Source organism: Pseudomonas sp. SWRI81 (genome assembly GCF_014268545.1).
In the GTDB taxonomy this organism is placed as follows: domain Bacteria; phylum Pseudomonadota; class Gammaproteobacteria; order Pseudomonadales; family Pseudomonadaceae; genus Aquipseudomonas; species Aquipseudomonas hamedanensis.
On the sequence record NZ_JABWQS010000010.1, the window covers coordinates 91,541 to 104,835 of the forward strand.

General features: G+C 54.5%; 13 protein-coding genes. 5 read left to right on the plus strand and 8 right to left on the minus strand.

Annotated features, from left to right (window positions below; genetic code table 11):
- Window positions 1-44 precede the first annotated feature (44 nt).
- Window positions 45-746 (minus strand): hypothetical protein, encoded by a 702-nt coding sequence (locus HU765_RS09180; RefSeq protein WP_016773307.1) that lies wholly within the window; start codon window positions 744-746, stop codon window positions 45-47.
- 134 nt (window positions 747-880) lie between these two features.
- Window positions 881-1,807 (minus strand): LysR family transcriptional regulator, encoded by a 927-nt coding sequence (locus HU765_RS09185; protein ID WP_186549057.1) that lies wholly within the window; start codon window positions 1,805-1,807, stop codon window positions 881-883.
- A gap of 102 nt (window positions 1,808-1,909) precedes the next feature.
- On the opposite strand from HU765_RS09185, the gene HU765_RS09190 reads away from it, so the two are divergent.
- Window positions 1,910-3,097 carry an aspartate aminotransferase family protein gene (locus tag HU765_RS09190; RefSeq protein WP_186619829.1) on the plus strand — a complete coding sequence of 396 codons (1,188 nt, stop codon included), beginning with the start codon at window positions 1,910-1,912 and terminating at the stop codon, window positions 3,095-3,097.
- On the opposite strand, the gene HU765_RS09195 is transcribed toward HU765_RS09190, so the two are convergent.
- From HU765_RS09195 to HU765_RS09210, 4 genes are all read right to left on the minus strand, one after another.
- Window positions 3,091-3,345, minus strand: coding sequence for a Txe/YoeB family addiction module toxin (locus tag HU765_RS09195; RefSeq protein WP_186619830.1), 255 nt, complete (start codon window positions 3,343-3,345; stop codon window positions 3,091-3,093). The two genes, HU765_RS09190 and HU765_RS09195, sit on opposite strands and share 7 nt — an antisense overlap.
- Window positions 3,342-3,596: a type II toxin-antitoxin system prevent-host-death family antitoxin gene (locus HU765_RS09200; protein WP_042608352.1), complete on the minus strand. Its 255-nt coding sequence runs from the start codon at window positions 3,594-3,596 to the stop codon at window positions 3,342-3,344. The genes HU765_RS09195 and HU765_RS09200 overlap by 4 nt, the downstream gene beginning before the upstream one ends.
- 231 nt (window positions 3,597-3,827) lie before the next feature.
- Window positions 3,828-5,747 (minus strand): alkaline phosphatase D family protein, encoded by a 1,920-nt coding sequence (locus HU765_RS09205; RefSeq protein WP_186619831.1) that lies wholly within the window; start codon window positions 5,745-5,747, stop codon window positions 3,828-3,830.
- Between the two features lie 69 nt (window positions 5,748-5,816).
- Window positions 5,817-6,536 carry a hypothetical protein gene (locus HU765_RS09210; RefSeq protein WP_186619832.1) on the minus strand — a complete coding sequence of 240 codons (720 nt, stop codon included), beginning with the start codon at window positions 6,534-6,536 and terminating at the stop codon, window positions 5,817-5,819.
- Between the two features lie 227 nt (window positions 6,537-6,763).
- Between HU765_RS09210 and HU765_RS09215 the strand changes: the two genes are divergently transcribed.
- Window positions 6,764-7,519 (plus strand): hypothetical protein, encoded by a 756-nt coding sequence (locus HU765_RS09215; protein ID WP_186619833.1) that lies wholly within the window; start codon window positions 6,764-6,766, stop codon window positions 7,517-7,519.
- Between the two features lie 51 nt (window positions 7,520-7,570).
- Here HU765_RS09215 and HU765_RS09220 read toward each other — a convergent pair whose 3' ends face one another.
- Window positions 7,571-7,900 (minus strand): hypothetical protein, encoded by a 330-nt coding sequence (locus tag HU765_RS09220; protein ID WP_186619834.1) that lies wholly within the window; start codon window positions 7,898-7,900, stop codon window positions 7,571-7,573.
- Between the two features lie 231 nt (window positions 7,901-8,131).
- Between HU765_RS09220 and HU765_RS09225 the strand changes: the two genes are divergently transcribed.
- Window positions 8,132-8,392 carry a DUF6429 family protein gene (locus tag HU765_RS09225; RefSeq protein WP_186619835.1) on the plus strand — a complete coding sequence of 87 codons (261 nt, stop codon included), beginning with the start codon at window positions 8,132-8,134 and terminating at the stop codon, window positions 8,390-8,392.
- Window positions 8,393-8,577: 185 nt separating this feature from the next.
- Here HU765_RS09225 and HU765_RS09230 read toward each other — a convergent pair whose 3' ends face one another.
- Window positions 8,578-9,477 carry an HNH endonuclease gene (locus tag HU765_RS09230; protein WP_186619836.1) on the minus strand — a complete coding sequence of 300 codons (900 nt, stop codon included), beginning with the start codon at window positions 9,475-9,477 and terminating at the stop codon, window positions 8,578-8,580.
- A 1,233-nt stretch (window positions 9,478-10,710) separates the two neighbouring features.
- Between HU765_RS09230 and HU765_RS09235 the strand changes: the two genes are divergently transcribed.
- Together HU765_RS09235 and HU765_RS09240 are read left to right on the plus strand one after the other, a co-directional pair.
- On the plus strand, window positions 10,711-11,748 hold the full coding sequence (locus tag HU765_RS09235) for a nucleoid-associated protein (RefSeq protein ID WP_186619837.1): 1,038 nt from the start codon (window positions 10,711-10,713) through the stop codon (window positions 11,746-11,748).
- The gene (locus HU765_RS09240; protein ID WP_186619838.1) at window positions 11,726-13,264 is read left to right on the plus strand and encodes a hypothetical protein; all 1,539 of its coding nucleotides are present in this window, start codon (window positions 11,726-11,728) and stop codon (window positions 13,262-13,264) included. Before HU765_RS09235 ends, HU765_RS09240 begins: the two co-directional genes overlap by 23 nt.
- Window positions 13,265-13,295 lie beyond the last annotated feature (31 nt).

The following is a 13,295-nucleotide window of genomic DNA, read 5'->3' on the forward strand; positions in this document are numbered from 1 at the left end:
CCTGATCATTCAGCGCGGGGCTTTTTCGTGAAGCGCTCGTCAAATTACTGCGCCGCGATGCTGTAACCATCAAACGCCGTCTGCTGCTGCAGTGCGGTGATGATGTTCTTGCGGTTCACCGCCTGTTCCGTACCGGCGTTATCGACGAAGGTTTCGCTTTCCAGCTCGGCTTCATCGCCTTCGCCCACGAAGGTGAAGCCCAGAAATTCCAGCGCCTCACGGTCGACGTTCAGACGTGAACGCGGGGTGCGCATTGGCAGGGTTACGCTGGCGCCGTCCTTGCTGATAGTGAAGATTTCGACTTCTTTCTTCTTCGCAGCCTTGCTCTTGCCGCCGCTCGGATTGCTGATCGCCTGATGGGTCTGATTCAGTACTTTCAGCGCCAGACCATAAACGATTTCCTGAAACGCCGGATCGTCCTTGAAGCTGGACAGAATGCGGCCGATCGAGAACTTGCTGCTCAGATCCTCCAGCGCGGCGATGTCCGCTGCCTCTGCGTCTTTCAGACGCTTGAGTTCGCCCATCAGCTCGTACGCCTTATCGTCATCAAAGCTGTCATGCGCCTGGCGGATCGCCGCACGCAACTCGCGGATCTGGTCGCTTTCGCGGGTCGACTGGAACGCGTCCAGGACCATCTCGCTGATGATTTTGGCTTGTGGCAGGTGTTGTGAAAGATTGATGGAGTTTTCGTATTCCGCTTTGGACGACTGGGTGACTACGGATTCAGCGGTGTTGAAATCGGACATTGAAATTTCACTACTTTTTAACTTGGGTTGAGACGAGAAAGCACGAGGTCTTTTTCAGGCCGACTAATTTAGGGGAGCGGGGCGGCGTTGTCACGGGGCAACGGTCTGGTGGTCGGGATTTTTCAATGGCCCGGTCATTTCCCGTTCATGGCATCTTGCGGCTTGCCCCAAGTGCGCATCGCAAATTCGACAAACCGTCTCAGCTTCGGCAGTCGATAGCGATCCTGCGCATACAACAGGTGCATCGGCCGGCTCGGTGGTTGGTAATCGGCCATGACCTTGACCAGTTTGCCGTCGCGCAGATCCTGTTCCACCAGCGCATCGGGCAACATCATGATCCCCATGCCATTGCGCGCTGCCTGGTGCAAGCCGGCAGAGCTGTTGATCAGCATCGGCCCGCTCACGTCGACGAGCACTTCGCCTTCCGGGCCGCTGAGGCGCCAGCGTTTTTCCACCGATTGCCAATCGTCGCCGGCAGGGTAGGCGAAGGACAGACAATCGTGTTGCTGCAAGTCCTGTGGCGTGTGCGGCATGCCGCGTCGCGCGATGTACTGCGGGGAGGCGCAGACCGTCAGGGTGTAGTCGATCAAGGGCCGGGCGATCAGGTTGGATTGGTCGAAATTGCCCAACCGGAACGCGACATCGAGGCCGTTCTCCAGCAGATCCGGGCGGCGGTTGGTCAACACCACGTCCAGTTTCACTTGCGGATACAGCAAGGCATATTCGCTGAGGGCCGGGGTCAGTCGTTCGACGCCAAAGGTCAGTGGCGCGGCAATACGCAGCAAGCCGCGCGGCTCGTCCAGCGCTTGTTCGGCAAGGCGTTCGGAGTCGGCCACCAAGCCAAGCACTTCCAGACAACGTTGATAATAGACGCTGCCGAATTCGGTCAGCCGCTGGCGGCGGGTGGTGCGTTGCAACAGTTGTACGCCGAGCCGTTGCTCCAGCGCGCGCAGGTGATTTCCGACCATCGTTGTCGACATTTCGCACTCCGAGGCGGCTGCCGTCATGCTCCCGGTTTCGACCACTTTGACGTAGACGCCCATCGACTGGAACAAATCCATTATCAAGCTCAGCTTTTAAATGATTGAAGTTTTCGTGAGTTTATCCAGCTCAGGTGGCTAACCATACTGCAAACACACCGACCTGCACTGGAGTTTCGCGTCATGACCGCCGCCCTGATGAACACCTACCAACCCCTGGCCCTGAGTTTCACCAAAGGCCTGGGCACGCGCCTGTGGGATCAGGCGGGGCGTGAATATCTGGATGCGGTGGCCGGTGTTGCCGTGACCAACGTCGGCCACTCGCATCCGCGGATTGTTTCGGCGATCAGCGAGCAGGCGGGATTGCTGCTGCACACCTCCAATCTGTACAGCATCGACTGGCAGCAACAACTGGCCAAACGGCTGGCAGCGTTGTCGGGTATGCAGCGGGCGTTCTTCAACAACTCCGGCGCCGAAGCCAACGAGACAGCACTGAAACTGGCGCGACTGTACGGCTGGCGCAAAGGCATCGAGCAGCCGCTGGTGGTGGTCATGGCCAACGCTTTTCATGGCCGCACCCTCGGCACTTTATCCGCCAGCGATGGCCCGGCGGTACGCTTGGGTTTCAGCGACTTGCCGGGGGATTTCGTCAAAGTGCCGTTCGGCGATCTCGCGGCGCTGGAGCAAGTACAGCGCAAACACGGGGCGCGCATCGTGGCGATTCTGGTCGAACCGATCCAGGGCGAAAGCGGCGTACAAATCGCACCGCCCGGCTACCTCAAAGCCTTGCGTGAACTGTGCAATCGCCATGCGTGGCTGCTGATGCTCGACGAAATTCAGACCGGCATTGGCCGCACCGGGCGGTGGTTTGCCTTTCAACACGAAGGCATCGTTCCCGATGTCATGACCCTGGCCAAAGGCCTGGGCAACGGCGTGCCGATCGGCGCCTGTCTGGCACGCGGCCACGCGGCGGATCTGTTCACTCCGGGCAGCCACGGCAGCACTTTCGGCGGTAATCCACTGGCTTGCCGGGTCGGCTGCACGGTGCTGGATATCATTGAAGAACAAGGTCTGCTGGAGAATGCGCGGGGGCAGGGCGCACGGTTAATTGAACGCCTGCGCGCAGAGTTGGCGGAAAATCCGAATGTACTGGCGATTCGTGGAATGGGATTGATGATCGGCGTCGAGCTGAAACAACCGGTACGCGACCTGACGCTGATTGCGGCGCGGGATCATGGCTTGTTGATCAACGTGACTCGGGGCAAGACGATACGGTTGCTGCCACCGTTGACGATTGATGAGCGGGAGGTGGGGATGATTGTCAGAGGGGTTGGGCGGGCTCTGATGAACCACTCAGCTCAGGTTCAATAGTGATAGCGGCAACTGATGACACAAATTTCGCCGTCCTCAACTCCATAGACCAAACGATGTTCGGCCGTTATCCGGCGTGACCAGAGGCCGCTCATATTATGTTTGAGCGCCTCTGGTTTACCGACACCCTCAAAAGGTTCGCGCTTGATTGCTTTGATCAGAAGATTGATACGCTTGAGCCCAGCCTTGTCGTTCTGCTGAAACCACAAATAGTCTTCCCAGCCTGTGGGCGTGAACTCGATTTTCATTCTTCGATCAATTGCCTGACTTTGGCTTTGCCGGCGCGCAACTCACCAATGGATTTCATCAGCCGTTCGGCGTTGGCGGGGGAGCGAAGCAAGTAGGCTGTTTCTTCCAATGCGTTGTATTCGGCCAAAGACATCATCACTACTGGTTCACCTTTCTGCCGGGTGACCAATAGCGGCGCACGATCTTCATTGACGCGGTCCATAGTCTCAGCCAGGTGCGCACGGGCGGTGGTGTAGTTGATGGTTTGCATATTGAAGTCCTCGCTGGATGCAGAGAACGTACAGAAATGAGTACAGGATGACAAGGCGACACCTACCAGTGGTTGTTTCGCAGAAGGGCTGACTGCGATTTCACCCAGTATCGCTCAGTAATTATCGAGACGTTTCTGAGAAGGTTGTAATCCCCCTCCCTCCTGTCGAGTGTCACGAAGCCTTAGTATTGTCGTCCTGTGACATGCCCGTCGTAGGAAATGGCTACGGGTTCAATCCCGCTCATCCCCCAACTCCGGCGCCAACATCCTCGTCTTTATCGCCCCATTCGAGTTGTGCTGGACAATCTCGCTCGGCTGCCCCTGTTCATTGAAAAACACCTGACCAATCCCCGCCGAATTCCACAGCCGTTCCCCGGCCTCGGCATGTTCCGGGGTGTACGGCACGATGCGCATCAGCCGGCGCTTGGTGAACCAGTTCAACGGTGAACGCGGTGAGTAGAGCCAGCGGTTGAGGCGGTCGAACCATTCCAGCAGAGTCGGTGGAAACTCGTTCTTGATGCCGCTGCTGGTGATCTGCCAGATTCGCGGGCCGGCCTTGCGGTGTCGGATCAGGACTTCGTAGACGAAGGAATAATGCACATCGCCTGACAGCACCACGTAGTTCCCCGGGGTGCGCGAGTGTCGGAAAATGTTCAGGATCACCTGCGCGGCGCCGCGGTGGGCCATCCAGTTTTCCGCGTCGACCAGCAACGGATAACCGCACCAACTGAAAACCTTTTGCACGGTTTCAATCAGCTTCACACCAAAGATTGGCGCCGGCGAAACAATGATTGCCGAAGGGTGATCGAGCAATTCCTGCTGCAATTCGCTCAAGGCTTCCCAGTCGAGCAGGCCCGACGGTTGCTTGAGGGCCATTTCGCTGCGCCAGCGCCGGGTGCGCGTGTCAATCACCACCAATGCCGGACTGCTCGGCAGCACGAAATGCCACTGCTGAAAGCGCAGCAACCGATCAATCAGATCGTCCTGCACCGGCATGTCCAGATACCCGTCATCGCCGCTGGCGCTCAGCTGCGCGGTCTGCGCCAGTACATCCTTGAAGGCATCCGGGTTATTGCCCCAGCCCTGACACAACAAATAAGCAATCAGCGCATTGCCGATGATGCGCTTGGAGAACGGATGGCCGTAGGCCGTTTCTTCCCACTGCGCGGACAGATTCCAGTCATCGGTGATGTCGTGGTCATCGAAAATCATCAGGCTCGGCAGATGCGCCAGTGCCCGCGCGACGTTGCCAAGGCCAGCCTTGAAAGCATCGATGCGCGTCTGTTCGAGGGTGTAACGCTTCAGGCGTTCGGGTGTCAGCACCGGCGCGGTCGGGTTGATTAGCGTCCAGGGTGTCGGCGACCAGACCAGCATGTACATCGCCATGACTTCGGCGAACGTCACCAAGTGGTTGTCGGCGCTGCTGCTGGTGAAAATCGGTTTACGCGCGCCGCCGAAAAATCGCTCGCGCAAAGTCTCGTTGCTTTCCAGCGCCGGTAACAAATCCGCACGGTGGTAGTAACTGGCCGGGTGTTCGTAGAGCTTGGCGCTGTCGCTGACCACGGCACCTTCGAGGTGTTCGTCGAACAGGCCGAGACGCTCGATCAAGGCATGAATCGCCCGCAACATCGGCCCGGCGACATCGTCGGCGTAGACCTGATCGCCGCTCATCATCAGCAGCGCCGGACGTTGTTGCGCGTCGGTTTCGTCGGCCAACAGTTGATCGGCGCAGAGCAAACCATCGGTGGCCGGGTGATGCGGCTTGCGGCAGGAGCCATGCAGCAGTTGATCGATCCGCGAACGCACCACAAGGTTGGCTGAGGTGGCGCCGGCGTAAAGCAGATGCGGCGCCCATTCCGCGATGCCGTTGTTGCCGTCGATCAGCAGGTCGTAGTCGATAAGAGTGTCGCAGGGCAGGGCGCTTTCCAGTTGAACGTCGATCAAATGCACGAAGGCATGACGACCTACGGGAATGACCGTGCAATTCTGCGCATCGAGCGGAATATCTCCTACACCTTGCAGGCGCAAGGTCAGCGACAATTCACGCGTGCCCACCAGCCACAGCACCACGCGCGTCGGCTCCAGTCGCCGCAGCAGCGGGCCGGCGACAACGGCGGGCAATGGGGTCAAGTCATCAAGTGTTCGGGACATCCGCTTCAAGCTCTGGGCGCACAGCCGGCGATGATAACGCAGCCGGCGCCCGGAACGCTTAAGCGAGGCTTAAGTCGAGGTTTTCTGAAGATTCAACGCCAACAACCGCCACTCGCCTGATGACGCTTGCTCCTGCACCGAGCAGTCGAAACGGTAGGTGACATCGTCGCCATTCATGTTGCGCGCGGTCACGCTGTTGCTGAAGCTGTAGACCTGATCCTTGAAGCGCTTGGTCGTCAGCAACTGGCTGTCAGCGAAACGCGCCGAGGCCGGGAAGCGCAAAGCGCTGGTCACCAACGGGCTGCACATGACATAGGCGAGCATCGACTTGTCGCTGTCCGCATCGTGGCCGAGCTTTTTACTCAGAGCGGTAAGCGCTTTGCGACCCTCGGCATCACTTTGCTCCAGCACGGTTTGCTCCGCGATCGACTTCGGCGCGCGGCTGGCGTAATTCGGTAGCAGGGCTGACTCGGGAGGCGACGGTTGATTATCAGGCTCGATAGGCGAAAAAGTCGGCGCGGCAGCAAGTTGAGCGGCGCTCGATTCGCTTTCAGGCAGCAGCGAAGTCGGCTCGACGGTCTGTGCCACGATGCTCTCGGGTTGCTCGTCTTTATAGGCGGAGGGAAACAGCGATAGCGTGATCGACAGCACCACCAGACCCACAATGAAACCACCTGCCGCGCCAACGATATTGCCGTAGAAAATATTCCAGCTACCGCGGTTCTTCACCACCCAGCGCCACATGAAACCCCAGACAGCGACGAACGCCAGAAAACGCAGAAACTCCATTTGATCCTTTCCTTACCTTTCAACAATCCAGGCGCGATGCTAGATGAACAATGAGCGCCGACGATGCGCGGCAAGATAGCAAAACGGACGCGTCGTCCGGTTACGGTTGCGGAAAATAATTCGCTGCCAGAAACATCAACGTGACCATCCCGGCGGCAATGAGTGGACGGCACGATAGCAAAATAGTAGCGTCGCGCCACTTTCTTCACCTGCGTAACGGACTACACATGCACACGTTCTCGTCAGTCTCGCGTCTGATTTGCGCGATCATCTTCTCTGCCCTTACCACCCCGGCTTTTGCCTACTGGGAAGAAACTCCCGAAGTCGCCTGGAAGGGCTACCTCTCCGATTGTCACAATTATCAGGACGCGTTGAACAAGGTTCAAAACGGGGCCATGACTGCCAGGGACGCGATGATCCGAATCGATAGCTTGAACCGCACTGTTTTCGTCCATCGCGATCAACTCGCTCAGGCAAGCCTCGACTCTCCCGATTATGCCCGTTGCGAAAACGTCATTGCTCAAGCGACCGAAATCTGGAACAGGGAACATGACGTCCAGGACAAAGAGATTCAACAGCGATACTTCGAGGCTCAGGCCGAGCACGTAAAGTCACCGGAATACCAGCGCGCTCGCGCTCTCGGCTTTAGCGACGTCGGCGGACTCGGCAAGCTCAAAGAGCTCGCCGAGAATTCGGAAACGGATGGCGAAGCGTATCTGAAGACACTGATGATCACGGTCGATTGGGGATGCGGCCGACATTTTCGCGCCGTGCGATACGTCAAACCCTACGTGATCTACACCGCCCATCCCGATGAGGGGAGCTGCGCAGTCTATAAAGAGGTCGCGGTGCTGGGCGCAGACACGGTGGAGCAAGGCGAGACCATCGATCGCGACGCTATTTTCCAGTACGTGGGATGGAAAAAACTGACCGGGCCGGGCGGGTTTCCGCTCGACATCCGCGTCGTCAAAGTGCGCAAGTAATCCGCAGGTTTTTATTCAGCCAGAGGACGGACAGATGATCGACTTCGGCACTCAAAGAATGTCGCGCAAATACCCCTTCAGCGCGAGTAGCGGCTGACCCAGTTGCTCCAGCGAGCGCGCCTGACCAAACTCCGCCGACAACTTGTGCAACTCCCGCCCCAACGGCTTCTCGACCCCGCCCAGCGCATCCATCGCCAGGTTCAGGCATTGGTTCAGCTTGAACTGAATGGTCTGGACATCGCCGCGTTTGACCAACAACTCGAACACGTCCTTCTGGTAGTCGCCCATGACCATGTCATCGCGCAGGATCGGGCTCAGGCCCTCTTCTTCATAGGCGAGTTTAAGGGAGAAAAGGGCGACGGTTTCCAGTGAGGTTTCCATGGGTGTCTTGTCGTGTGAAGTGGAGGACTTGGAACCAATGCACTTACGGAAGACCGGTGGAGGTCTGCCGTGCGAGCGCGATTATACGGGCGGTGAATGCATTCAGGGCAACGAGCAATCGGTCAGCTTGCGTGGTTGCGGGATCTACACTCACAGTCGCTGGCGCAGCATTGACATCCACTTTGATACAGCGCTTTGATGACAAAGGCCTGAACATAAGTGGAGACCGCCATGGAATACGACACAAAACTGATTGACGACGCCGTCCTTGCCCTCTTGGCGGCTTACAGCTTCAACGACGGCAATGCCTGGAAAGGGTATGACTTCGAGATCATGAACCGTTTGCACGAGCAGGATTTGATCAGTGATCCGGTTAACAGGAACAAGTCGATCTGGCTGACGGAAGAAGGGCTGGAGCGGGGGCGGGAAATAGCTGAGCGGATGTTTGGAGCTAAGGCTGAGGCGGGAAAGGCATCAGGCTCTGAGAGCTGACCTGGAGCCCGCACGGCAAAAAACGCTTTCCCCCAAGCGAAAAAAAGACCCTGCTTTCGCAAGACCTTTTTCTCTATCTTGGTGCCGAGGGAGACTCGAGTCTTCCATGTAATCCGTGGTCTTCAGAGTATCCGCCGTTGAAGGGATACAAGCAGGGATACACCGCTGCTCCTACTGACGATCCGTTAAATCGTATATACGGTCTCAGAATGATTCTGAGCTACCACCAACAGTGAGTCATTCAACTTTTGTCGATCCGCTGAAAAATGTGCATCTCGGTGGCAATTTGGGCAAAGGGCAACACAGTTGGCCACGCGATCGCTTATCTCGACACCCAATATGTGGTGCACATCAAGGAATCCAGAATAGGAGCGGCTTGCTCCACATCCAGGGCGTTCACAACGTCCGTTGCAACGGTCAATGACAGCTCTTCGGACGTTGGGGTCTCTCGCTACCCTGGACACCGTGGCTTGATAACGTGACGCTTCGTCGCGACCCAGCAGCGATAAGTCGAGCCCAGCAACATCATTGAAAGTGTCGTCAATTAGCCCTATGCGATCAGTGGTGAGTGGTCGCTTGGCTATGTCCTCCACCCCGTCCCACTGCCATAGAACATCAGAGACTTGATGTCCTTCCTCAGAACGGTTGTCCATCAGCCACATCGTTGGGCTATCGCCATTGACCGCATGATTTTTCTTTTGACGTCCTAATTTTCCTGCGGCGATGAGGTTAGCGCTGACTCTTTTCTGCTCGTTGATGATGCCAGTCATGGCGGTGACAGGAATCAAAGCAGCAAACTTGATCTCACTCTTGTAGCGCTGCACCAGCAGTGCATGCGTCACTCCTTGGGGAGCTTCGCGACCGACTAGCTCAGCGATTGTTAAATCCCAATCGCCATCGTTTAACCGCGCCCGTAACTGCGCTGCGGAGTATTTCTCCGGTTGATCCTCCCAGCGCCAACATAACCTGACCCGAGCGCTGAACTTCACCCCCTCAGGATTGGTGGCCGTGAGTAATTGAGAGTGCCCTTTACGGCGGTCAGTAACATCGGTGAACCCCCTGCTTTCTAGAAATGGTTTGAGCATTCCTCGGGTTTCCCCTTCGGCTTGGATACTCTCAGGGGTGCGAAAAGCGCGCTTCTGGCTTTTGGATTCCATTCGTGCATACCGTTGGGTAGTGGAGATGAGGCATGTGCCAATCCGATTTTGAAGAGAGTAGCAGCGAGGATGATTCAGGTAGGCGGCCAACATTTTTCTGCCGGGGGCCCCTGAGGATTACCAATCCATACGGGGTCGGAAACCCGCAGAACTGCGTTAGTGGAAGGTTTTCAAAGTTACTGAAATTTCAGCCATTGAAATTGAAAGAATTCTGCTGAAAAGAGGCCATCGTTACCGCATCGGTAACGATGGCCTTTTGTGTTGATGATTATGGACACCTTGAGCCGTCAACCGAGTCAACCTGTCAACCAATGTAAAAAAATTAGCCACTACCAAGACCGCGCGGGTTTCGTGCCCCGTGTCATTCACAAACGCTCAGGGTCCCCGGCGACCTCCCATCATTGTGCAACTGCATTGGTGAACGGGGTGTTCACCCGGTTCACCTGTTCACTAAGCTGGGCACCCGTCCGCTAACAAAGTCCTGCGGGTTTTATGCCCCGTGCTATTCAGAAATCCTCAGGGGCCCCGGCAGTGTCTCATCCTCTTGTGCGATTGCACTGGTGAATTATGTATTTACCCAATTCACTTAGCTGGGCTCCTTCCGCTAACAGAGCCGGCGGGTTTCCGACCCTGTTTTAAAGTCACGCACGCCCTCCTCGGAGTCATAAACCGCGTTACGTTGAGCACTGTGAGATCGGGGGGAGGGTCCCAGTTGAAGGGCTGGCTCAAGTGAGAGCACGCATGCCGCGTTCGCGCTGAGGGTTTTCATGCATAGGGGTAAGGGGATATTGATTGTCAAAATTGGTGTTACAGGTGTTACTCGTGTAACAAAGACGCTATGCCTCTGTTTTATAAAGGTTTTTATGGTGTTACACACTCGCGGCTGCTGTGAAATAGAGCGTGTTACAAAACATTCCGGTGTTACATCCCGGCCGACGAAAAATCGCGTATAGACTGACTAGGTATGGCTAGAGATTGAGGGCGCTGTCTCAGCGTCGACGAAGCGAAAGGTGTCCTTCACCGAGTTTGAGAAAGGCTATTTGCCATCAGTATGGGGTCGGTCGTATTCTGAGTCAGCGAAACGAGCCAAATCTGAAAGAGCATTAGTCTGTAGTACAGACGGATACTTAAAAGAATTTTAATTTTACCAAGGAGAACTGGGTGAGTTTTTTTACGGAAGAGGAGACCAGCAACCTAAGAATCACAAATATGATTCTACACGTCGTTGGGAATGACGAGTTCGTTGCTGAGCCAGTTCGTGAAATTGAACACGAAGAGTTTTTTATTGCGAGAATACTAGATACTTCTGCTGATGCTATATATACGTTCAGAGAAGATTCTGCTACTAAATCGCTGCTTCAAGAGATTGCCCGGGGTACGTCAACTTTTGAACGAGGTGCTCAAAGCTTATCCGCAACATTTTCTCGCTGGCATGTGAATAGTAGTCGCGACGGCGCTCTTTTTATATTTGAGATGTCGGCAGGTAGTGAACGAACGAAAATCTATAGTTTGATTAAATATGACTATAGTGAGGCGATTGAGCAAGCAGCACCGGAAGACGGTGGTCTGCTGCGTCGCATAGTTCACGCGTTCGTCGCGGATAAAAAGGCAATTCAAAAGTCAGCGTTGATACGAGTTGTCGACGGAGAAGCTGAGCCGCTGGTGTGCGCTCGGGATCGGATGAAACGGGCTCCCGAGATAGTGGATTATTTTGCTAATTTCCTCGATGTTGTGAGGAGTATGTCGGATCAAGAGCTAAATCTGAAGGTCGTTACCCTACTCCGAGATACACTGTCTGCCTGCAAAGCCGACTTGCCGACATCAGTGCCAAGTGCATTTTCTATCGCCAAAGGGGCGTTGGCTCAAAGGAGAGAGATAAATGAGGACGCTATTATCGACTCGATTCTTTTAGCCGCAGGGAATCCTTCTGACGAGAGAGTTATTTCAAGGCTGCAAAGTACCACCCAAAGGAAAATACGTACTGCTAAGATCGAGAATCTTGTTTTTCCTACAGATCAATCGGTATTGGGCCGCCCTCCGATGCGGAGAATTCGAACTACTGAAGGAGTAACTGTGCTATATCCAGATGGCGTTGGAATGACCGTTGTACGTGAACCCAAAGCCTCGGGTGGCGAAATTATTACTATTGACACTCAGTCAATAACGGAAGATAAACTTGTATCTGATAACCCTCGCTGAACTACTGGATGAGCTAGTAGCTCGAGCAGGCGTTCTAGTGAACGAGGGCGATGAGCATCTAATTGTCTCTAACTTAACAGCTCAAGCGACGTTGCATATCCTTGGATTATGTCGTGATCTCCAGTGGGAATGTAGTGCTGTTGACGAAGAGCAGAATTTTACAGAACTCTCGAGTATTGTTGAGGATTTCGCGCCGTTTAAAGCTTTTATCAGAAAGCCTGAGCGCTCCGATGGCGCGTTGAGTATATTGACGCTTTCTGGTTTCAGTGCCTTTTTGGATCGGGGACATACTGCCCCCTGCTGGCGTATTGCTCGGCTGTCAAAACCGTTGACTACTCATGCCCATCATTTTACTGACTGGAGTTCGGAGTCGTCGTTTATCAGAGCTTCAGAAACTAAGTCCCCGAAATCGATAGTTAGAGAGGTCGGCTCCTCTAAATCCGTTCCTTTGGATATTCGACCATGGCTATTAACTAATATTTCTGAGCTTGATTTAGAGTTTCTATATCATGCAGTTTGGAGCGTAAAAGCATTCGGGGCATTGATATGCGCTATTCCGAATGAAATAGATCCTGGCAGTAATTCATTGATTTTCAAAGGGCCTCCAAAGCTAACACTTGAAAGGCCCTCAGTTACTGTTGAATTAATTTCTGATTTCGGACTTGAATCTTTCGCTGAACTTCAGAATGCGGTGGCTTGGTGTTATGAGAATTTTCGTGATGCAGAAATAAAGCACGGTCTCCTTGCGATAGAGATTGCTCGATCAGGCCGCTCAGATGGACGTGTTCAGGATTATCTGAAAGCAAATCTAGAAACCGCTTTGGAAAGTGCGAAAATCGCCTATCAGATGTCTATCTCTGACATAGCGAAAGACACGTTGAAATCTCTCACTGATCTTCGAAAGGCAATTACCGAAGACACGGCTAAAACTACCGATGCGACTCGGCAAACTATAACTGCCATAACTGGCGCCTTTGCCGTCGCGATTGGACTTGTTGCAGCGAGGCTCAGTACTACTATAAACGCTTGGCTGATATTGACCGTACTTGGAGTGGCGATAGCCTATGTTGGCATGATCGTATATTCGGGGTGGAGCTTTATCAGGCTGCAGCGCAACTTACGTGCGGATTGGCAGGCAAAATTGTATAGATTCCTGCCCTCGGTAGAGTACGAAAAAATGGTTGCAGCGCCAGCTAGGATTGCAGAGTCAACATTCAGAAATACCGCAATTACTGGGGTGATAGCTTTCATTTTGATGTGCGTCGGCGTGGCGATATTTGGGTTTGTGGAAGAATCGTCTATTCTCACAAGCAGTGCTGAGAACGATGAAATGAAAGTAGTGGGTAAGAAGGTTAATGCTGCAAATACCGTTAATGATTTACAGAGGTCTTCGTTTGTATTCCCTAGCCATTATCCGTTTCGCTCGGTATGGCTCTCACCATTAGCTGTGCGTAAGGGAGATCTATGGTACCCAATTGGAAGCTCGATAGAATCAGAAAGCTCACCGATGAAGTGAAGGACCTTCATCCGGTTCTTCATGAGCTGTT

Bases quoted from the DNA above. Each gene is read 5' to 3' on its own strand.
- HU765_RS09180 (WP_016773307.1), bottom strand. From the start codon at position 746: ATGTCCGATTTCAACACCGCTGAATCCGTAGTCACCCAGTCGTCCAAA.
- HU765_RS09185 (WP_186549057.1), bottom strand. From the start codon at position 1,807: ATGGATTTGTTCCAGTCGATGGGCGTCTACGTCAAAGTGGTCGAAACC.
- HU765_RS09190 (WP_186619829.1), top strand. From the start codon at position 1,910: ATGACCGCCGCCCTGATGAACACCTACCAACCCCTGGCCCTGAGTTTC.
- HU765_RS09195 (WP_186619830.1), bottom strand. From the start codon at position 3,345: ATGAAAATCGAGTTCACGCCCACAGGCTGGGAAGACTATTTGTGGTTT.
- HU765_RS09200 (WP_042608352.1), bottom strand. From the start codon at position 3,596: ATGCAAACCATCAACTACACCACCGCCCGTGCGCACCTGGCTGAGACT.
- HU765_RS09205 (WP_186619831.1), bottom strand. From the start codon at position 5,747: ATGTCCCGAACACTTGATGACTTGACCCCATTGCCCGCCGTTGTCGCC.
- HU765_RS09210 (WP_186619832.1), bottom strand. From the start codon at position 6,536: ATGGAGTTTCTGCGTTTTCTGGCGTTCGTCGCTGTCTGGGGTTTCATG.
- HU765_RS09215 (WP_186619833.1), top strand. From the start codon at position 6,764: ATGCACACGTTCTCGTCAGTCTCGCGTCTGATTTGCGCGATCATCTTC.
- HU765_RS09220 (WP_186619834.1), bottom strand. From the start codon at position 7,900: ATGGAAACCTCACTGGAAACCGTCGCCCTTTTCTCCCTTAAACTCGCC.
- HU765_RS09225 (WP_186619835.1), top strand. From the start codon at position 8,132: ATGGAATACGACACAAAACTGATTGACGACGCCGTCCTTGCCCTCTTG.
- HU765_RS09230 (WP_186619836.1), bottom strand. From the start codon at position 9,477: ATGCTCAAACCATTTCTAGAAAGCAGGGGGTTCACCGATGTTACTGAC.